Source organism: Ohtaekwangia kribbensis (assembly GCF_042676245.1).
GTDB lineage: Bacteria > Bacteroidota > Bacteroidia > Cytophagales > Cyclobacteriaceae > Ohtaekwangia > Ohtaekwangia kribbensis.
Window position 1 is genome coordinate 80784 of sequence record NZ_JBHTKA010000007.1, and the last position, 19850, is coordinate 100633.

The following is a 19850-nucleotide window of genomic DNA, read 5'->3' on the forward strand; positions in this document are numbered from 1 at the left end:
TCTCAGAGAAATCTATTCAATACTTCCCAGTTTTTGATTTGCTCAACAAACTGAGGCAGTGATTGCGGATAGAGGACGGCACAAAATACAACGCCAAATACAGCCCCGTAAAGGTGAGCATCGTGGTTTACGTTGTCGTTTGCTTTTTTACCCTGGTACCACGAAAAGAAGATATAGGCTATACCGAGTATAAATCCCGGAATAGGTATGAAGTATATATAGATGTCAGCAAGCGGTTGAAAAATAATCGAAGCAAAGATAACCGAAGCTACACCTCCGGATGCTCCCAATGCATTGTAGCCAGGGTTATTCCGGTGTTTCATGTAAGAGGGTATATCGGAGACAATAATGCCGAGAATATATAGCGTAATGAAGTACAGCGTACCTGCTGATCCGAATATAATGCCGAAGATATACTCGATGGTAGTACCAAAGAAATATAGCGAGAACATGTTGAAGAACAGGTGTACATGATCTGCATGGATAAACCCGGATGTTATAAACCGGTAGTATTGTTGCCGGTTGCTGATCATATAGGGGTTCATCATGAACTGTCGCATCAGGTTGCTGTTACTGTAGGCAGCAAAGCTGATGAGTACGGTAATACCAATGATAATATACGTTACAGGCATAGAGGATGAGACAGGTTTTTCAGCCGCACTATTTAAAGTGGTAGAGGAAAATAATAGTAGCGGTAAATGCAGGCTTCTTGTTGTTCTTGATCTCCAGTTCCGCCAGCAGTTGCGCTTTGGTTATGCCACGCAGGTCAGTGAGTGACTCCAGCGTTACCTTGAGTCTCACTTCATCATCTACCAGAACCGGTTGATTGAATTTCAGTTTTTCAATGCCATAGTTGATCAGCATTTTTATGTTGTTGATCTCGGCAATCTGTTCCCAGAGATACGGTATTACCGAGAGCGCGAGGTAGCCGTGCGCGATTGTTTTTTTAAACGGACTCTCAACGGCTGCGCGTTCCGGGTTGGTATGTATCCACTGGTGGTCCAACGTAGCGTCAGCAAACTTGTTGATGCGCTCCTGGGTTATCTGTAAATATTCTGAAGTACCGAGTTCTTTTCCAACATATTGTTCAAACTCTTTGAAACTTCCAATAACCAGTTTGTTCATGTAGTATACCTGTGGTTAAGTGTGCCGCAATTTATACATTATCATGAACATTGCTACTTTGGCAGCGCCAGTGTACTTAAATTTGTAAACCCCCTATGAAAGATAAAAGTTACCAGTTTACAGCTACGCTCGAAACCATTCACGGAACCATGAAGGCAACCGTGATATTCCTCCCGGAAGCGATTGTAAAGAAACTCCCTGCTGGTCGTGTACGCACAGCCGGTACTATAAATGGTACTTCGTTCGACCTGGCCGTGCAGTATAAAAAAGACGGAAGCCGTTACTTCTCTGTGGGAAGTATATTACGAAGAGCAGCCCGTGTGAAAGAAGGTGATAGGGTTACCGTTGTATTTCATCTCACCGACCCCAACAAGCTGGTTATACCCGAGGAGATGGAAGCGGTGCTGGAGCAAGACGATGAAGCCCGAAAAGTATGGGATACATTTACGCAGGGATATCAGCGAAGCCTGGTATACTATATAACGTCTGTGAAGAATTCGGACAGTCGTATTAAACGTGCGCTCGAGATCGCTGAGAAAGCAAAAGCAAGAGCGCTGAGCGGACAGCAGGCCAAAGCGAAAAAAGCGTAGCGCATTTTAAAAACAACAACTACGGCAGGGAGGCGCAAACATCTTTGATTTTGTAACGGTCTCATGTTAACTTTGCCTCCATCTTTGCTGTCAATCTGTTTCCAAACCAGAAAATTTTTGATGCTCCGATTGAGCGCTATGACTAAAACACCATCCATCCGTTTTTCAAAAACATTACCCGGGGTACTTCCACCCGTAACCAAACCGAAGATTGATACGGAAGTACTGTCTTCCATCGCGACTGAGTTCCTGGAAGATTCGTTTGTGTACGTGCATTGTTATTTTGAAAACACAACGAAGGATATGTTGATCCGTATTTGGAGAACTACATACCTTATCGATCGTTCTTCCAGCTCGCGTTCTGAACTGGTCCATATCGAGAACATTACTTTCGCTCCGTTGTGGACACTGATTCCGGATAACGCAACCTATAATTTTCTGCTTGTATTTTCAGCGCTGCCCAAGTCGTGTACCCATTTCGACCTGGTTGAAGAGATACCACAGCCGGGTGGCTTTTTCATACAAGGCATTCAGCGAAACGAACGCGATGTCTATCATGTCGACATCTGAAACGTAGAAGTAACTACCCACTTATCGCATCCATCTGTTTTTTATCCGGGGTTTTGAAAGAAATCCGGCAGGCACTTTTTTTCCTTTAATCCCGGTAAATCAATTGGCAAATTGCCTGGGTATAAAACAAAAAACTATAAATGTCATGAAAGCTATAGGAGTAGTTGTACTGGTAATTGGTATCCTGATGACTGTGTTTACAGGCTTCAACCTGGTTACAAAGAAAAAAGTGGTTGATGTAGGGCCTCTTGAGATCAACAAAGAAGAAAAAACTCCCATATACTGGTCACCGGTAACCGGAGGAATTTTAATTGTTGCCGGAATCGTTATCATGGTACTCGGACAAAGACGTTCCTGAAATCATCCGGTTACTCCGGATTACGGCAGAATTTGTTCCGTTGTAATCCGGAGTATATATACCCTTCCTGCTCACATTGTCTTCTTTGTAATTCTTTCTGTTATTGTTCCGTCATTTCTGTCAATACATCGTTCCATTCTCTTTATTTTTGAAACTGAACTATCGGATAAGCTCCGGTAGCCGTACAATACCTTTGGAATGGATTACTTCATCGACACTCACGCTCACATATACCTGGATGATTTTGCTGCTGACCGCGCAGATATGCTTGCCGAAAGCGAAAAGCAAGGCGTGCGCAGGATCTATATGCCCAACGTTGATCACACCTCTATCGATAGCATGCTCGAACTGGAAAGTCGCTCACCGATGTGTGTTGCTACCATGGGGCTGCACCCGTGTTATGTAAAGAAAGATTTCCAGCGCGAATTATACCTCGTGGAAGAATGGTTGTCGAAGAGAAAGTTTGCTGCGGTAGGAGAGATTGGCACCGATTTGTATTGGGATAAAACATTCTGGGAGCAACAACAGGAAGCGTTTACTATACAGGTAAACTGGGCGAAGCAATACAATCTGCCCATCATTATTCATTGTCGCGAAAGTATAGATGAAACCATTGCACTGGTAGAGAAACTGGCGGATGGTAAACTGAAAGGAATCTTTCACTGCTTTTCAGGAAATGCCGCACAGGCGCATCGTATTACAAAACTTGGTTTCTTTCTCGGTATAGGAGGCGTAGCTACATTCAAGAATGGCGGACTCGATAAAGTTCTGCCGGAAGTTTCGCTGGAGCACCTGGTATTGGAAACGGATAGTCCGTACCTGGCGCCCGTTCCCTATAGGGGCAAACGGAATGAGCCATCCTATATTCCGCTCATTGCACATAAACTTGCAGACATTAAAAAGATATCCATCGATGAGATAAAGTCTGTTACCTCGAGTAATGCACTGAAGTTATTTGCATCCTGAAGACACCCGCATGCATATTTGATAAAACAACCAGACAGCTATACAACCACCGCCCTATGAATTTAAAAAAAATCAGTATCAACACTGCCTTGCCGGGAAAACCCCGGTCGCGTATACTCATCATTTATACCGGGGGAACCTTTGGTATGACGTACGATAAAGATGGTGTACTGATACCTTTTGACTTTGCTTCGATACTGGAGCATTTACCTTCACTCAAAAATCTTCAGTTGGAGATTACGGTCGTATCCTTTGAAACACCGATTGATTCATCCAACATTCAGCCGGAACACTGGAAAGTGATCGGATCGATCATTCACGATTGCTATCAGGAGAACGATGGTTTTGTTGTATTGCATGGTACAGATACGATGGCTCATACAGCTTCAGCACTCAGCTTTATGCTGGAAGGATTGAACAAGCCTATCATCTTTACCGGGGCACAGTTGCCGATCAGTGAGCCTCGTTCAGACGCCCGCGAAAATCTGATCACAGCACTGGATATAGCGTCTGCCCGCAGAGACGGTATTGCGCTGGTGCCGGAAGTGTGTATTTACTTTGATTACGAACTTCTTCGGGGCAATCGTTCCAAAAAAGTGGAGAGCCTTCGGTTCGATGCTTTCGACTCCGGTAATTATCCGCCACTAGCCAAGGCAGGTGTAAAGATTGACTATAATTTCTCAGTCATAAACAAGCCGTCACAAGCCGATACACTGCGCCTGCGCGCGAAGTTTGATGATAACATTTCTATTCTCAAACTTTTTCCCGGCATTAGCCAGGGCGTTGTGCAGGCTATTTTAAATACCACTGGTCTTAAGGCGGTTATACTGGAAACGTACGGGTCGGGCAATGCTCCAACGCTGCCGTGGCTCATTGAAGAGTTGAAGAAAGCCATCGAGCGCGATATTATTATCGTAAATGTTTCGCAGTGTCCGGGTGGACGCGTGTTGCAGGGCCGCTATGAAACCAGCAAGAAACTTCAGCAGATCGGTGTAATCTCCGGAGCGGATATGACTACCGAGGCAGCGCTTACAAAGCTCATGTTATTGCTTGGGGAGTATGGCACTACGCGGACGAAAGAACTGGTGAGCTTATCGCTGGCAGGAGAATTAACAACATAATTTGCAAAGCCCCTAAATTCTTAATTTCTTTGTGCCCCGTTTCAACCAGGAGAGGTGTCCGAGTGGTTGAAGGAGCACGCCTGGAAAGTGTGTATACCTCCAAAGGGTATCGCGGGTTCGAATCCCGCCCTCTCCGCATCAATGATTAAATGTAAAACCCCGGTTCGTAAAGGATCGGGGTTTTTGTTTAGTAGCGTGTTGATTTGTTTATACCTATACCTTGACGTCCAAGGTTCTATGAACATATTTTTTTTGCTCTTTCCTTAACTCTCTATTGGTTGCAATCAAATGTTCTTTCTCCTTCTCTATGAGCTTATACCACCAGTTAGCGGGTATATTATTATTCGAAGTATCTCCAATCTTATAATGATTGTTGATGAAAAGACTAAGTTCGGCTTCTTTTATGTCTATTTCTTGAGCGAAGATCTGGTTAAAATCAAGCCATCAAGCTCTTCGAATTTTTTTGATTGTTTTTTCTTCATGACAATTTTTTTTCTAGCCAAATCGAATAGCGATTGTCCTTCCAAAAACAATTGTACCCCTGCATCCTGCATGTTGTACATTTTCAAAAGTAGCTTTTTTGTTAAATCGCAATGCTTCGAATAATCCCGATACACTCATCTATACTCTTCTCACTCGTATCAATGGCCATGCTGTTGTGATTATAGGGAGCGTATATTTTGGCGTTCGTTATTTTGAACAGGCCAACGGTGGGGGCGTTGGATGCGCTGGCCAGGTGCATCATGCCGCTGTCGGCTCCTATAAAAAGATTGGTGTTGGTAATGAACGATCCGATTTCGCGAACATCTTTACTGTAGAAGCTCGGTATTGAAAATGCGAGCTGCGATATATTTTCAACCGGCAATACTTCAATAATATTATAGTCAGGATAAATGGCTTTCAGTTTAGTGTAAAACTCCTGCCACCAGCTTTCTGAGTAACATTTATCACCCGTAGCATAGGTAAACAGCGCGATTGTCTTGCGATTGTTCTTGACAATATCTATAAGTAATTTTTTTCCATGGGCAATTTCGGCTGTACTCAGCTCAATATTCATTGGAGCCACAGCGTTCGTGTTCTCGGGGAAACCAAGCTGAGTTAAAAAATTCCGGAAGCTATATACCGGAAACTTCGCCATGTGGTCGGCATCCGGATATTTACTCAGTATAGTGCTATCAACATCACCAAAGCATCTGAATTTCGCATTGGCATATTTAGTGGAAAGACGACCTGATGATGAGTTGGACACTACATTTATCACTATATCATAACGGGTCTTCTGAATGTGCAGCCAGCCGCCTAAATATTTTAAAAGATCTTTGAATGGTTTCTTCGGTAACTGAATGAGCGTATCAATACTTTTATAGTTCTTGAATATCAACGACCCAGCGCCACCTTTAATAAACAGGTCGATGCGCGCATTCGGAAAAGTTTGTTGTATCTCCTGTACCAACGGTGTCGTGAGCAACAAATTACCAAGCCGGTGGTTTGGACGACAGATAAGAACCCTGCGGATATCGGGTTTGTTCGGCAAATCATTACCAATACTATTTTGGACCGATGTACCAATGTTCCGGGTTAACGAACGCGTTATCGCACCGCGTATCCTGTTGATTCTTTTCTTAATGCTCATTCGGGTGAAGATACGTTACTTGAAAAGTAAAGGCAAGCAAACAGGTATATATGTATAGCATAAAATATACCTCAGAACCAAAGCATGTCTTCGATAAACATCAGGAATAATACCCGCTTACCGGTAAATATACTTTCAAGAGGTGTTAGTACATATTTCCGGAGTCTCTTCCGGATCTTACGGATAAAAGATGACCTGCGTTTATAGCTCCAGAATAACTGGCAGGATTTTTCGGGCGATTGATTTTGTATACGGGCATATTCACTGACCAGTATATTAAACTCTTCATCCGTTAAAGCCAGTTTGGAAAGATTCCGAAGTCCTTGCTCAAAACTTACCTTTTGAAATTTGATACGGTTCAGATCTACCATAGAGAAATCATAGCCATCTTCAGTCTCACGTATCAAAATATTTCCCGATGAAAAATCATCGTGGTAAATACCAAGTTGATGCAAGGTAAGCGCGAAAGATGCTAATGGTTTGTATAGAATACTTTTGAACGTTCCGTTCACCGCTGTCATCTCACGAAGCGTTTTATCAGGTTCGTGCAGACTTACAAAATAACTTTCGTTGAGCAGTCCATACTTATAGCAGTCGAGCCATGCAATGGGTGGCGGTGTAGCGATACCTTTCTCATTCAGTTGCCTGGAGTATAAATAAGATCGGGCGGCTTTGGACTTTCTGAACAGTGAGTAGGCCAGGCGATTAAAGAAATACATGCCGCTGAATTTCTTTACTACCACCAGGCCATGTGGTGTAGAAATAGTTTTTACAACATTCCGGTTATCCTGAATAACAGTGCCAACGGCATCGAAATTTCCAGGAAGTGTGAGTATAAAATCACGGAGGTCCGTAAAATCTTCCGATAGCGTATAGGTTTGAGTTTGCATGATCATCAGTTCCTTCCCCTGTCAATTCGAATCATAAAAACGTTTCAATGCATCAAAACATTTTTCCGGATTCAATTTTTTATTTGCAATCGTTAATCTTGAGTATAGGTGGTGCTGTAACAACTATACTGTTTTAAAAATTCAAATGCACCGGTATATTTACCACTATACATTTGTATAGCGGTATAAAACGGTTCAATGAATAATTGAACTTTTGTCGGTACAAAACAGCCGTTGGTAGGAAGGATAGATTAGTACGTAGCTATTTCGAGCGTTTTGGTCGCGTAAAGCTGTGAGTATATTTTTATGAATATACTTCAGAAAATAACTGAGAAAAACCGATCCTGTCCAGTACCTTAAAATTTCAATCCTCGATCTTGGGGTAATCGGAAAATGATTTTGCATATATAGTCGATTTTTTCCTACGGATATTGTACATCTCTGCTAAAAATTTGTTCCAATCGAGCGATTTTTTTTCAGAACATCCTCTGTGAAGGCTCGCAGGCCATGCATCATCGTTTGCAGAAGCGATAAAAAGCTGATCATCATTGTTCTGTATCAATTTTGTGTTTAGCTTTCTGTTACACCATCGTTTCGGGTCATGATAAGAAAAATCTTCTCTTACGTGTTCCTTTGTATCATCCTGTTTAACACCACAGGGTACTATGGCTTATTCATCGGCTGGAAGTACAGGCATGATGCCGGTATGCGTGCCCGGCTGGATGGCGAACGATATCGGCAACAAGAGCTGCGAACGTTGAAAATTCCTATCGCCATACCGTATGTTTTTGACTCCCCCGAGTTTGCCAGGGTAGATGGAACGTTTGAACATCATGGTTCATTTTACCGGCTGGTAAAACAAAAACTTTCTTCGGATACTTTAATTCTTGTTTGTATTCGCGATGAAGGAATCCGGAAGATTCATGATGTATTCGGAACAGTGGCACATACTTTTTCCGGGCAGACTCATTCTCAAAATCCCGCACCCAAAGTTTTGATATCCTTTATAAAGGAATATATAGTAACGTCAACATTGCTCCACGAGTATACTTCCGGTTGGACGATGAACCTGCAAAGGTCTGTCTGTTGTAAAATTCTTGTTCCTTCCTTTGCGCCCTCCATCGAATGGCCTCCGAGGCTGCAGGGTTAATGATAGTATACCTTGTTGCATTGGCTATATATAGCCTGCGGACTTTTGTTCTGCCGGTATTGCGCGATGCTATATATTAATTATTCACCCTCCAACTTAACGATTATGAAAATCCCAACAGAACCGATTGGAAGTATACCACGTCCTGTCTATCTCACAAACGCCATGCGCGCATTCGCTGCTAACCAGATCACGCACGAAGAACTGCTGAGTGCACAGGATCAGGCGTTGATTGATACCATTCGTCAATTTGAAGAGACGGGCTCTCCGGTTATTACCGATGGTGAGCAGTCTAAATCCAGTTTCGTTACCTACCCGCTGGAAGGAATGGTTCAGCTTGCCAGCGATGGTATAGTGATTCCGTTTGCCGATGGTCATACGCGACAGTTACCGCGGCTCACCGGTGGCCGATTCAAATATAGTATACATGCCAACCGGTATTTGAACAAGGCAAAGGCATATACTACGTTACCCGTGAAGCAGGCAGTTATATCGGCATCAGCGCTGAGCCTGCTATACCCGGCAGATGGAATTGCCGGCTATCCGCGTGATCAGTTCGTTGCCGATCTGCTCGATGAAGCTGAATCGGATATACGCATGTGTTTGCAGGATGGCGCGCATACGGTACAAATCGATTTTACAGAAGCAAGGCTTGCGGTTAAACTCGATCCATCGCGAGCGCTTTTAAGAATGCTTATAGACTTGAACAATCAGGTGCTCGATCGTTTCACAGCCAAAGAGCGCATTCACATAGGTGTACATACTTGCCCGGGAGGTGATCATGACTCCACGCACAGTGCGGATGTAGATTATGCTGATCTGCTGCCCGATCTTTTTAACCTGCGCGTCAGTAATTTTTATCTTGAGTATGCTGCAGAGAAAAATAAAAAAGATATACTGAAGCTGATCAGGCGATTGATCAAACCTTCACAACGGGTATACCTGGGAGTAACCAACGTGTTGAACCCGCGGGTTGAAAGTAATGAAGAGATTTGTGACCTGGTACAGGAAGCTGCTAGCTATATATCGCCCGATCAGCTGGGCACTACGGATGATTGTGGATTCTCACCTTTTGCAGACGATGTGTCAACAGCACGGGAAGTAGCATTTGCCAAGATCAAAGCGCGTGTGGAGGGCACTGCCCTGGCGGAAAGCAAACTTGGATAAAGGTACATATACTGAGGGGCACTGTCGTGGTGTGACAGTGCCCGATCAGCATAAAGGTAATTGGACAGATTAGAGTTTGAAAATTATATTTCCGTTGATAGCTCTACCGCCTCTGCCCGGCAGTGAGTTGATGTTACGGTTGCGATATTCAGGATAATAAACGTCTTCATCCAAAACGTTGATTGCATATATACCAGCAATCAGGTTCTTGTTGATTTTGTACTGCACATTTGTGCTCAGGTAATTGAAGGCTGTAACTTCAGGATTGATGTTAACAGTATAATCGCGGTTTGTAGAACCACCTTTGCCGAAGTAAGAATTATAGATACCCAGTTGCAAACCAAAAGGAAGGGCATACGAAATGCCTGCCTTCAACATAACTTTCGGCATGCCCAGGTCATCGCGATTGTCCATATCATCAATGGTAGTCTGGTAGCTGAAACCTGTAGTAAGTGAAAGCGCTTTGGTAATAAGTGTTTTTGTTTCAAGCTCTACACCTTGTGAATGCAGGTGACCACCGTTCAGGTAAGTAGGCACCTGGAATGTCAGCCCCGGACCAAACGAAACTTCTATTCTTTCATCGGCACTAATGGACTGACGGATGATATTCTCCTGTTTGCTGTAATAATACGTCAGGTAAGCTTCGAACGAAGGCTTGGTATAAAAGAGCTGTGTCTCAAATGTACCAATGGTTTCGGGCTTCAGATCAGGGTTCGGGTATATTTCCGGAACGTTGCTGCCCAGGCGTTCATTTTGCGTGGGTGAACGGAAAGCTTTTCCATACAGAATTTTTATACCGGTAGAGGCACTGGTATAAAATATACTTCCGATGCGTGGTGCTATATACAGGTCATTTCCAGTAACCTTGTTACCTTGTGCACCGGCAATAAGTTTTACAACTTTACCGATGGTATAGTCCCCTTGAGCATATATACTCCACCAGGTTTGATTGTACGATTTAACGATCTGGTAAGGTGTCGTGTTGATGATGCTGTAGTCGAACGGATTTAATACATCGTAACCCAGGGGCGATTCAGTGTTTGTAATTTTGGTATAGGTATATGCTTTACCGGTTTGTGTATTGGTTAACCCCCCGATGATGAGGTTCATATTCGGGAGAGGTTTGATATAGTTAGTCAGTTCCACCAGGTAATCATCCGAACGTGCATCTTCACCGATGTTGGGCAGGTATGGGATTTTCTTCTCGCGGTACATGCCGTTATAGGTAATGTTGAACGTTGTGCGCCAGTTTTTAGTGAACGCCTTTTCATATCCTATATCTGCGAGGAAACGATTTACAGTAGTGCTGAAGTCAAGCGCTTCGTCAGTGCCTGCAGTACTGTTCAGCCACATCGGGAATGAGCCCATGTTTGCCTGCGTAGTATGCATATAGTTCGTCAGCAACTTGATGTCACCATAGGAGAGATTCAGGTTACCACCTAGTGATTCTTCGTACATCTTGATTGTGTTCTGTTGAGCGGGAGCTTGCCCTGAAGTACCATCCGGATATAAAGCAATTTCAGGTTCTCCATACGCAGTGAAGTCCCATCCGTCACTATCGAGGTAATTTATACCACCAGCAATGTGCAATTTGCCGATACGTCTGGCAGCGCTCGCCTGCGCCTGTTTGGTGTTGAAAGTTCCGTATGATACGCTGGCGGAAACCGGTGCAGTTTCGGAAACTTTTTTTGTAATGATGTTGATGATACCGGTAAGGGCACATGTACCGTATAACACCGATCCGGGTCCGCGTATAATCTCAATGCGTTCAACACGATTCAGCGGGAAGGCGCTATAGATAGCCGAGTTCATGCCGTTGTCCAGACTCTCACGGAACGGACGACCATCCACAAGTATCAGCACATTGGTATTGGCAATTGCCGTAACGTTGCCGCGTATCGACACCATGTTGTTACGATACATATAGCCACTGGTAAAGTATATATTGGTGGCACGGTCTAATACTTCACTTAGCGATTTAGCACCGTAGCGCTCAATGTCTTTGGCACTGATCACGCTTACAACCGCGGCAGCATCTTTCAAACTCTCTTCCGATTTTGATGCTGTGGTAATGGTAATGTTCATCAGCTCTTCCAGGCTGAGACTAAAATAATCCTGCGTATTAACAGTATCTGCCTGTTGCCCGTACAGAAGCAGCGATGGCCCTGCACAGATTACAAGTAAGAGTGCTGTAATGATTTTTTTCATGATGATTTTTTGATGTTTAAGTACATTGACTAGTCTATATATAGCGGATTGGTTTTCTATTTCAGTATGGCCAGCTTTAACAAACCTTCTGTTGCCGTTAAACCTATATCAGCAAGAGCCGATTGTTTCAGTTTGAATTTCAAACGATCATCTTCCACCACAAAGCTGATGGCAGCACCCCGTTTGATGAGATCTTCTTCTGTAACAAGGAGTATACTTTTGCCGGCTGTTGCAGCCGCAAGCAGCTTAAAATCTTCCGAGCCACTTTCCGGAACATAAATGATGTTGATATCATCCAGGTTGGTCAGTGTCTCAATTTGCTTTAACTGCAGCGGTTTATTACGTACTTTCTTTTCTGATAGCAGCTGAGTCCAATAGCCTATATTCTTTACTTCACCGTAAATGCCGATCACAATAGCAGAACCTTCTTTCGGCCACTTCACGTACTTGGCAAAATTGAATATATAGGCTACCTGTAACTCATCAAAAGCAGAGGTCTGTGCCCATGCCGAAGCATGCATGCACATGGCTAAGCTCACAGCGAGAACGATGAATCGGATTTTACGAAACATAGCGCGGTAAACCATAGATCAGACTTGCGGCATTTCGCACAAATGCCAGTAGTGATTCAGGATGGATACGGCACTGGTAAATCCTTCGAACGAAAGTGGTTTCAGAATATAACCTGCAACGTTCAGGTTATACGCAGCGACCTTGTCGCTTTCCTCGTTAGAAGTTGTCATCACAAACACGCTGGCCGATTTGTGTTCTGGTAATTTTCGGAGTTCGGTAAGAAACTCTATACCACCCATGCGCGGCATGTTGATGTCCAACAGGATAACACGCGGTGTCGGTATAACTTTATCCATATGTTTACCCTGCAGCATATCGAGTGCTTCAACACCGTTGCGCGCAACGTGCAGCGGATTGCTGATGTTATTTTTCTTGAAAGCCCGTTGTACATTCATGATGTCCACTTCATCGTCTTCTACCAGAAGTATGTGGATTAAGTTTGTCATACAGATTTTATGCGTTTGGTCTTTATACTATTTTATTTATCAGGCGGCCTTGGGCCAGGTAAAGATGAAGCGTGCGCCTTTGTTCTCTTCCGATTCAAGCCGGATGTTGCCTCCCATATCTTCAACACTTTTCTTGATGATCGCCAGTCCTACACCAGTACCTTCTACCTTGTCGCGAGCTTCCAGTGTCTGGAACATCTCAAAAACTTTTTCGTGATAGGCCGGGGCAATGCCGATACCGTTGTCTTCAACTGTGAACTGATGAAAGTCGCCAGCTTCGTGCGAAGAGATAATTACTTTGCCATTTTCCTTATCGTTATATTTGATGGCGTTGGCGAGCAGATTAATAAATACCTGCTGCAGTAAATATTTCTTCGTATTCAACACGGGCATATCATTCACGATTTCTACTTTGATATGCGCAGGAGGATTCAGAAGATCCGTTGTTTCCCTCAGCATGGTATATACATCCACGCGCTCTACCGGAACTTCCAGTCTGCCAACTTTCGAGTATTCAAGTAAGCCGTTGATCAGGGCTTCGAGTCGGAATACACGTCCGCGGAGAATCTGCATATTCTTTTTTGATTCAGCCGGTATAGCAGGACCGAGGTCTTCTTCAATCCACTCTGATAATTTGAAGATGGCGCGAAGCGGTGCTTTCAGATCATGCGAAACAACATAGCTGAACTGGTTCAGTTCTTCATTCTGTTTCTGCAGTTGTTCCGAGTAACGTACCAGTTCAAGATGCGACTTCTCCAACCGGTGAAGCATGTGGTTAAAAGCGCGGCCGAGTTTACCGATTTCATCGTTCGTGGTAACATCTACATATACCTGTTCAGCTCCGTTGGATATAGCACGCACGGTTTGATCAAGCTTCAGAATGTTAGCCGTTATCATGTTACTGGTTGTAAAAGCAAGTAATACTCCGAGTGTAAACAGTGCGAGACAGAAATAACTGGTGGTGCGTTTCAGTGAACCGATCATGGTATTCATAGGCTTGAGGGAATAACCAATGACCAAGGTTCCGAAAGTTGTATTCTGATAGACGATATTGCTCTTATAGTATATTACGCCATCGATCTCCACGCGCTCATTATAGTTGGCAATGGCGGATAGGGCAGGCGTTGTGTTTTTATCCAGCAGGTTGAGACTGGTAATTTCCTGGTTCTGATCGTTTCGTACCGAGATATATACCACCGCGCTATCGGAGTGTGCCCATTCCATGGCTTCTGATACAGCAACAAGGTCTGTCTCACCCATACCAATACCGACACCAATCGAGAATATATTACTGATACTTTGGATCTTCGATTCAATAGCACGGATCGCGAGCTGTTCCTGCTGTTGCGGATAGTAGCTGTATATAAATACCGATACCATCGCGATGAGAAACACCTGGCCGATTATGATCTTGATTCGTATGGAAAGATTCTTCAGCATGATTAACGGCTCCTTTTCAAATTGTTTTTCAGTGCGTGGTTAACAGCCGCCAGAAGTGATATGAGCACATCCAGTGGCTTGTGAATGATTTCAAATGCGTTGGTCTGTCCATTTTCCATGAGGAAGATCAGATCATCTACGAGGTGATCCAGTTGTATAATCTTCAATAAACTGAAGGATGACTTGATCTGGGTGCAGATTGATTTTACGGATTGCAAGTCGCGGTTCTCTACAGCATGTTGCAGCGCTGCGATATATACCGGTGTCTCACGTTCGAGAATCTCGAAAAAATCTACTGGTAAATTCTGACTGTCTGCTATAAATTTATCTACCGAGAAATCCATGGTATAACTGGCCATAACCTGCTCCGACAGTAAACCAGCTTCGCTTTTGTCAGGGCTCTCGGTATATTTCAAAAGCTTGAGGTACAGCGTTTCGGCTTTGAACGGTTTGGATATATAGTCGTTCATTCCAGCCGAAATACACCGCGATACGTCATCACCAAAAGCATGGGCAGTCATGGCAATAATCGGTATGTTGCATTGCGGTGCTGCCATTTCGTTGCGTATATACTGCGTGGTTTCATAGCCATCCATTTCCGGCATTTGCACATCCATCAGCACAACATCATATACTTTGTTTTGCAGATAGTGAATGGCTTCCAACCCGTTGGAGGCTATATCCATTTGGCAGCCGGCTTTCTCCAGTATTTTTTTTACAAGCGCCTGGTTCAGGGTGTTGTCTTCCGCAACGAGTACAGTTGTACCGCGAAGTTTCTCTGCAAAATCGGATAGTGATGGTATGGCTGCTGATGAGACAGACTCCTTTATATTAACCTTTTCAAAGGTGAGATGTACCGTAAATGTAGATCCTATACCCGGTGTACTTTGCAAGGCAATCTTTCCTTTCTGCAACGTTACCAGCTTCTTTACGATGGAAAGTCCTAAGCCGGTGCCACCATATTTGCGCGTAGTATCATCAGAGGCCTGTACAAAGTCATCGAATATAACCGACTGCTTGTCTTCCGGTATACCGATGCCGGAATCCTGAATTCTGAATTCGAACAGCTCATATATACCTTCGCTCGCCAGTGAAGAAAGCTCTACGGTAACACCGCCTTTTTCCGTAAACTTGATTGCGTTGGAAATAAGATTGGTGAGGATCTGGTTTAGTCTTACCGGGTCGCCTTTTACAATAGGTATGATCTGTGCATCAATCTTATCAATCAGGGTAAGACCTTTCTCCTGCGCACGCGGCTGCATGACCTTAATGATTCCCTTCACAAGTTCATGAACATTGAATTCATATTTTTCAATGGTCATTTTACCGCTTTGTATCTTGGACAAGTCCAGTATATCATTGATGATAACCAGCAGATTCTCTCCGGAAAAATGAATGGCATCTACAAAGCTCTTTTGCTCCTGGGATAAGTTAGTCTCAAACAACAATCGCGTAAAGCCAAGTATGGCGTTCATGGGCGTACGGATCTCATGGCTCATATTGGCCAGGAAGATCTCTTTTACTTTCATCAGGTTTTCCGTGAGCTCGCGTGCTTTCAGTATTTCTTCTTCTGCACGTTTGCGGGTTGTTATATCCTGGATGATGCCTATAAATTTCTGAAGTGTACCGTCTTGTCCCTGTGAAGGGTATATCTGTATATTGATATATTTTATTCCCGCGCGCGTTTGTATGCGGTGATCATAATTGACACGGGCTCCACGCAGTGCCTGCGCAACGTTGGCTTTAACAAAAGCTTTGTCTTCTTCGTAAATGTGATTTCGGTAGAGATCCAGGCTTGGAACAACCTCGTGCTTTTCGAGCTCCAGTATATTATATACTTCTTCGGAGAAATGCACGCGGTTGTGAATCGTATCAAATTCCCAGTTACCGAACTTGGCAATGTGTTGTGCTTCGGCCAGCCTGGCTTCACTGATGCAGAGTGCTTTTTCCGCTTCATCTTTTTTGCGGATCATTTCTCCGATCTGGAGCATGTTCCGCAGCACCTGCGCCATTGACTGACTGGTGATCGCATTCTTTACTATATAATCCGATGCCCCCGCTTTCATCAACTCCACGGCAATGTTTTCATTACCCTGCGAGGTAAAGATTACGATGGGAGTTTTTATACCGGTATCGCGTATCTTCTTCAGAAGCGACAATCCATTTTCGCCAGGCAACAGGTAGTCGAGAAATATACAGTCAAAGGCACTGAAATCTATCGTGATGTCGAACGCTTCGTATTCAGAGAGCTCGTATGTGAAGCCGCAGTTTTTCAGGGCTCGTTTTAACTGGAGCCTGTCTGCAGCGTCATCATCAATCACCAATAGTTTTATTAAGCCATTCATACTATATATACATCCGTATAGTGTGGTTGTTTTTCTTTACTAACTTTGTTTAGGCCACAGGAATTTGAATTTGCTTCCTTTGCCAGGTTCTGACTCCACCCAGATGCGACCTCCGTTTTCTTCCAGTATGCGCTTAACAATAGTTAATCCTATACCGGTGCTTTCAAATTTGTCGCGCGATTGCAGCGTATGAAAGATCACGAATATAGTTTCGTACGATTCAGGAGGTATACCCGGACCGTTGTCTTCCACTACAAACTCAAAATACTTGTCTTTGCTTGTACAGTATATTTGTACCAGGCCCTGAGGCTTGTCATTATACTTGATAGCATTGCTGATGAGGTTTGCAAACACCTGCAACAACATGGTGCGCGGTGCTATAACCGTTGGTACGGGTTCAATTATTTTTATAGTTATAGCAGCCGGTGGCGCCAGCATTTCTTCTACTTCCTTCAGTAAGGTATATACATCTACATGCTCCTGTTCGATCTGCGTGCGACCGATCTTGGAATATTCGAGAACACCGTTAATGAGTGCTTCCATGCGTACAACACGGTTGCGCAGAAGTTGCAGATTATTTTTATTATCACCGGAAAGTGATGGCCCGAGATCTTCTTCCAGCCAACCTGCCAGGTTACTGATGGCGCGTAACGGTGCCTTCAGATCGTGCGATACGATATAAGCAAACTGATCAAGCTCGTTATTTTTCTTTTCGAGCTTGCGGGTATACTCAGAAAGTTTTTCGGAGGCTGATTCTTCACGCGTAAGATCGTGCAGCAATACAAGCTTCGTTGCTGTTTTGCTCGCTGCATCTTTTGTATGCAATACCGAACAAAGCAGAATGCGAATCTGTCCGGAAGAATGTATATAGCTGATGCGTTTATCACGGAAGTCCTGGTGAAGCGCGAAACTTGCTGTTATCGATTCAACTTCATCACCACCGATTGATAAGTCGGTGAATTTTTTTCCACGGATTTCATCCCACGAGGAAACTCCGAGAATATCGCGCAACGCAGCTTCGTTGGCTGTGATGATGTTATTCTGATCATCCAGCATCAACAAACCATCTTTCATGATTTCACTGATGCGGTCGATATGATGTGCAGCTTGTAATACGTTGGTGGCAGACTCTTGCATAAAGATTTCAGGCATATATATACCTGCTTTTCATGTTGCAAAGTTGAGTCTAGTTTAGTTTGTGCGCATCAGTGAACACCTGATTTATAAAAATTACCAGTGAAGTGTTTTGTTGCGTTTTTGGAGGATAGATTTTAGGAGTCTTTCTGACGAAAGCTAAGTGTTTCTCTTATCATTTTTTAGTGTATGGGTAAAAGTATACACATGCGTAGCGATGAAGTATATACTGCAAACGTTCGTGTAGGTGTACCGTTGTATACGCGTAAACGACAAAAGGAAAGCCAGCAAGCGTGCTGGCTTTCAAAATATTTTTTTAGAAGGATACTTTGGTTACTGCGCGATGATTTGCCACTGCTGGTTATTGCCGCCATTCCACGGCCATTGAATAATAGTAGCACCGTTGGCTGTGGAGCCCTGGTTCACATCCAATGCATCGCCACTGTTACGATTGATGATGCGATAATAGCCACTACCATTGTCAATGATCTGCCATTGCTGATTGTTGCCCGCGTTCCAGGGCCATTGAATCACAGGTGTACCGTCAACGGTAGAAGCCTGATTCACATCCAGTGCATCGCCACTGTTGCGATTGATAATGCGATGGTATCCGCCACCTATATCGATAATGCGCCATTGCTGGTTGTTGCCACCGCTCCAGGTCCATTGTATAACACTGGCACCATCGGTAGTGGAGGCTCCGTTTACATCCACTACTTTACCGCTGTTACGATTCACAATGCGATAGTAACCGGTAGGATCAAAACCTCCATAGCCCCAGCCGTAGCGAATGCGTGTAACCCCTGAGTTGTTTGTGGTGGTGAGGGTAATGTTGTTTCCACTGCCACCGCGTGTCTGTATGCTATAGCTGTCGCCATCGCGCAGGCCGGGCCAGTATACGCTGGCAATGTTGCTGTTTCTGAATTTATTGGTAGAGCCTTGTATATAGGCGATTTCGTTATCGCCATTAATGGCACCGGTGTAATTTTTACCGGTTGTCATCGGTGCGCCATACTCGGTTACAACGGTACGGCTAGCGTAATTCCCAATGCGGTTCTGCCAGTCTTGTTCCCACTCCAGCGCAGTACTGTGCGATGTCCAGAATGCATAGTTGTGCAGCGCCAGTAAACAATTTGTAAAACGGCTGTCCGCACCTACGGCTGTAACATTTTCAGAGTAGCCTGTTCCTCCCAACAGAATTCGTCCCTGCGGAACAGAGGGATAGCGTGAAAGCCACTCTGCATATATAGCAGTGAGTTGAGATAAAGTATAGCCGTGTGGTTCGTTAAACACTTCAAAGTATACATTGCTGTTGCTGCCATACTTGTTCACCACGGTTTGCCACATGCTCCAGAACTGTGCAGTGTCATCAATGAGACCGTTGCGCGAAGAGGCAGACTCCCAGCACGCAAGTATAACTTTCATGTTTTTGCCGAGCGCAGCATCAATCGCCCCGGTATAGGCACTCCACCAGGACTCGAGCACGCTGTTAGGATTGATCGGCAGGCGTACCGTGTTAACACCGGGCATGTTGGTTTGAAATCCGCTCAGAATTGAATTTGCCTTTGCCGTAACGGTAGCGTAATTATCGGAGGCTGTAAGTCCGGAAGGAATTACCCAGCCATCCACGAAGTTATCGCGGCCATCGGCCCAGTTTACACCGGCTATGCCACCGGCTCCAAGACGTTTGTCGGCATTGTCGACAGTTCCGGTAACAACGGCTGTTGAGGACCGTGCAGTGAGTGGTTCTTCCGGTTGACACGCGCATACCAGCGCCATCAATAACGCCATTCCATAATTTAGATGTTTAATCATACATTTAATAAGTTTTGGTTTGTTAAGAATTTTTGACAGGCTTAACTTACTGCCCCTGTTGCTCGTGATTGGGGGATAAATACGGAAAAAGCAGGGGCTAAATCGATTGCATTAAAATCTGAAAATGCGATCAGTCGGTTTGCCAAAAAACACGCACACACGGACATCGCGTGGTTTTTTTTGGCAAAATAGACCTACCGAAAACGATTTAATCTTCAAGTATCCCCCACGTTTTACACAAATCCCCCCATAAAAACGCTGTTGTGTTATGGTTCTTTGAGAAGGACTTGTTAGGACTCGACCCTATGAATTGTTCGGG

18 protein-coding genes and 1 tRNA gene are annotated in these 19850 nt (G+C 44.2%); 8 read left to right on the forward strand and 11 right to left on the reverse strand.

Going from position 1 to position 19850, the window contains the following annotated elements; translation table 11 throughout:
* Positions 1-2 precede the first annotated feature (2 nt).
* Both ACFQ21_RS15605 and ACFQ21_RS15610 read right to left on the reverse strand, forming a co-directional pair.
* Positions 3-632 (reverse strand): rhomboid family intramembrane serine protease, encoded by a 630-nt coding sequence (locus ACFQ21_RS15605; RefSeq protein ID WP_377580206.1) that lies wholly within the window; start codon positions 630-632, stop codon positions 3-5.
* 28 nt (positions 633-660) lie between these two features.
* Positions 661-1125, reverse strand: coding sequence for a MaoC family dehydratase (locus ACFQ21_RS15610; RefSeq protein ID WP_377580207.1), 465 nt, complete (start codon positions 1123-1125; stop codon positions 661-663).
* A gap of 95 nt (positions 1126-1220) precedes the next feature.
* On the opposite strand from ACFQ21_RS15610, the gene ACFQ21_RS15615 reads away from it, so the two are divergent.
* The 6 genes from ACFQ21_RS15615 to ACFQ21_RS15640 all read left to right on the forward strand — a co-directional run bounded on the left by ACFQ21_RS15615 (position 1221) and on the right by ACFQ21_RS15640 (position 4866).
* Entirely contained in the window at positions 1221-1715 is a 495-nt protein-coding gene (locus ACFQ21_RS15615; protein WP_377580208.1) for a YdeI/OmpD-associated family protein, read from the forward strand.
* 117 nt (positions 1716-1832) lie between these two features.
* The gene (locus ACFQ21_RS15620; RefSeq protein WP_377580209.1) at positions 1833-2285 is read left to right on the forward strand and encodes a hypothetical protein; all 453 of its coding nucleotides are present in this window, start codon (positions 1833-1835) and stop codon (positions 2283-2285) included.
* A 145-nt stretch (positions 2286-2430) separates the two neighbouring features.
* Positions 2431-2643: a hypothetical protein gene (locus tag ACFQ21_RS15625; RefSeq protein WP_377580210.1), complete on the forward strand. Its 213-nt coding sequence runs from the start codon at positions 2431-2433 to the stop codon at positions 2641-2643.
* Positions 2644-2841: 198 nt separating this feature from the next.
* On the forward strand, positions 2842-3609 hold the full coding sequence (locus ACFQ21_RS15630) for a TatD family hydrolase (protein ID WP_377580211.1): 768 nt from the start codon (positions 2842-2844) through the stop codon (positions 3607-3609).
* Positions 3610-3665: 56 nt separating this feature from the next.
* On the forward strand, positions 3666-4730 hold the full coding sequence (locus tag ACFQ21_RS15635; protein WP_377580212.1) for an asparaginase: 1065 nt from the start codon (positions 3666-3668) through the stop codon (positions 4728-4730).
* A gap of 48 nt (positions 4731-4778) precedes the next feature.
* Positions 4779-4866: transfer RNA gene (locus ACFQ21_RS15640), tRNA-Ser, on the forward strand.
* Between the two features lie 447 nt (positions 4867-5313).
* Here ACFQ21_RS15640 and ACFQ21_RS15645 read toward each other — a convergent pair.
* Both ACFQ21_RS15645 and ACFQ21_RS15650 read right to left on the reverse strand, forming a co-directional pair.
* Positions 5314-6363, reverse strand: a complete 1050-nt coding sequence (locus tag ACFQ21_RS15645; RefSeq protein WP_377580213.1) for a glycosyltransferase family 9 protein — start codon at positions 6361-6363, stop codon at positions 5314-5316.
* A gap of 71 nt (positions 6364-6434) precedes the next feature.
* Complete coding sequence (locus tag ACFQ21_RS15650) at positions 6435-7253, reverse strand: lipopolysaccharide kinase InaA family protein (protein WP_377580214.1); 819 nt, start codon at positions 7251-7253, stop codon at positions 6435-6437.
* A 601-nt stretch (positions 7254-7854) separates the two neighbouring features.
* Between ACFQ21_RS15650 and ACFQ21_RS15655 the strand changes: the two genes are divergently transcribed.
* Both ACFQ21_RS15655 and ACFQ21_RS15660 read left to right on the forward strand, forming a co-directional pair.
* Entirely contained in the window at positions 7855-8403 is a 549-nt protein-coding gene (locus ACFQ21_RS15655; RefSeq protein WP_377580215.1) for a hypothetical protein, read from the forward strand.
* Between the two features lie 105 nt (positions 8404-8508).
* A complete protein-coding gene (locus ACFQ21_RS15660; RefSeq protein ID WP_377580216.1) occupies positions 8509-9570 on the forward strand; it encodes a cobalamin-independent methionine synthase II family protein in 1062 nt (353 codons plus the stop codon).
* A gap of 69 nt (positions 9571-9639) precedes the next feature.
* On the opposite strand, the gene ACFQ21_RS15665 is transcribed toward ACFQ21_RS15660, so the two are convergent.
* The 7 genes from ACFQ21_RS15665 to ACFQ21_RS15695 form a co-directional block, all read right to left on the reverse strand.
* On the reverse strand, positions 9640-11778 hold the full coding sequence (locus tag ACFQ21_RS15665; RefSeq protein WP_377580217.1) for a TonB-dependent receptor plug domain-containing protein: 2139 nt from the start codon (positions 11776-11778) through the stop codon (positions 9640-9642).
* Positions 11779-11834: 56 nt separating this feature from the next.
* Positions 11835-12350 carry a YfiR family protein gene (locus ACFQ21_RS15670; protein ID WP_377580218.1) on the reverse strand — a complete coding sequence of 172 codons (516 nt, stop codon included), beginning with the start codon at positions 12348-12350 and terminating at the stop codon, positions 11835-11837.
* 18 nt (positions 12351-12368) lie between these two features.
* A complete protein-coding gene (locus ACFQ21_RS15675; RefSeq protein WP_377580219.1) occupies positions 12369-12797 on the reverse strand; it encodes a response regulator in 429 nt (142 codons plus the stop codon).
* Positions 12798-12836: 39 nt separating this feature from the next.
* Complete coding sequence (locus ACFQ21_RS15680; protein ID WP_377580220.1) at positions 12837-14237, reverse strand: ATP-binding protein; 1401 nt, start codon at positions 14235-14237, stop codon at positions 12837-12839.
* A gap of 2 nt (positions 14238-14239) precedes the next feature.
* Positions 14240-16582 carry a response regulator gene (locus tag ACFQ21_RS15685; protein WP_377580221.1) on the reverse strand — a complete coding sequence of 781 codons (2343 nt, stop codon included), beginning with the start codon at positions 16580-16582 and terminating at the stop codon, positions 14240-14242.
* A gap of 39 nt (positions 16583-16621) precedes the next feature.
* On the reverse strand, positions 16622-17734 hold the full coding sequence (locus tag ACFQ21_RS15690) for a sensor histidine kinase (protein ID WP_377580222.1): 1113 nt from the start codon (positions 17732-17734) through the stop codon (positions 16622-16624).
* Positions 17735-18049: 315 nt separating this feature from the next.
* Positions 18050-19531: an RICIN domain-containing protein gene (locus ACFQ21_RS15695; protein ID WP_377580223.1), complete on the reverse strand. Its 1482-nt coding sequence runs from the start codon at positions 19529-19531 to the stop codon at positions 18050-18052.
* Between the last annotated feature and the right edge of the window lie 319 nt (positions 19532-19850).

What these genes read in the sequence shown, in the direction of transcription:
- ACFQ21_RS15665 (WP_377580217.1), bottom strand. Translation starts at nt 11,778, where the DNA reads ATGAAAAAAATCATTACAGCACTCTTACTTGTAATCTGTGCAGGGCCA.
- ACFQ21_RS15680 (WP_377580220.1), bottom strand. Translation starts at nt 14,237, where the DNA reads ATGCTGAAGAATCTTTCCATACGAATCAAGATCATAATCGGCCAGGTG.
- ACFQ21_RS15610 (WP_377580207.1), bottom strand. Translation starts at nt 1,125, where the DNA reads ATGAACAAACTGGTTATTGGAAGTTTCAAAGAGTTTGAACAATATGTT.
- ACFQ21_RS15695 (WP_377580223.1), bottom strand. Translation starts at nt 19,531, where the DNA reads ATGATTAAACATCTAAATTATGGAATGGCGTTATTGATGGCGCTGGTA.
- ACFQ21_RS15660 (WP_377580216.1), top strand. Translation starts at nt 8,509, where the DNA reads ATGAAAATCCCAACAGAACCGATTGGAAGTATACCACGTCCTGTCTAT.
- ACFQ21_RS15605 (WP_377580206.1), bottom strand. Translation starts at nt 632, where the DNA reads ATGCCTGTAACGTATATTATCATTGGTATTACCGTACTCATCAGCTTT.
- ACFQ21_RS15655 (WP_377580215.1), top strand. Translation starts at nt 7,855, where the DNA reads ATGATAAGAAAAATCTTCTCTTACGTGTTCCTTTGTATCATCCTGTTT.
- ACFQ21_RS15635 (WP_377580212.1), top strand. Translation starts at nt 3,666, where the DNA reads ATGAATTTAAAAAAAATCAGTATCAACACTGCCTTGCCGGGAAAACCC.
- ACFQ21_RS15670 (WP_377580218.1), bottom strand. Translation starts at nt 12,350, where the DNA reads ATGTTTCGTAAAATCCGATTCATCGTTCTCGCTGTGAGCTTAGCCATG.
- ACFQ21_RS15615 (WP_377580208.1), top strand. Translation starts at nt 1,221, where the DNA reads ATGAAAGATAAAAGTTACCAGTTTACAGCTACGCTCGAAACCATTCAC.
- ACFQ21_RS15645 (WP_377580213.1), bottom strand. Translation starts at nt 6,363, where the DNA reads ATGAGCATTAAGAAAAGAATCAACAGGATACGCGGTGCGATAACGCGT.
- ACFQ21_RS15625 (WP_377580210.1), top strand. Translation starts at nt 2,431, where the DNA reads ATGAAAGCTATAGGAGTAGTTGTACTGGTAATTGGTATCCTGATGACT.
- ACFQ21_RS15650 (WP_377580214.1), bottom strand. Translation starts at nt 7,253, where the DNA reads ATGCAAACTCAAACCTATACGCTATCGGAAGATTTTACGGACCTCCGT.
- ACFQ21_RS15685 (WP_377580221.1), bottom strand. Translation starts at nt 16,582, where the DNA reads ATGAATGGCTTAATAAAACTATTGGTGATTGATGATGACGCTGCAGAC.
- ACFQ21_RS15690 (WP_377580222.1), bottom strand. Translation starts at nt 17,734, where the DNA reads ATGCCTGAAATCTTTATGCAAGAGTCTGCCACCAACGTATTACAAGCT.
- ACFQ21_RS15630 (WP_377580211.1), top strand. Translation starts at nt 2,842, where the DNA reads ATGGATTACTTCATCGACACTCACGCTCACATATACCTGGATGATTTT.
- ACFQ21_RS15675 (WP_377580219.1), bottom strand. Translation starts at nt 12,797, where the DNA reads ATGACAAACTTAATCCACATACTTCTGGTAGAAGACGATGAAGTGGAC.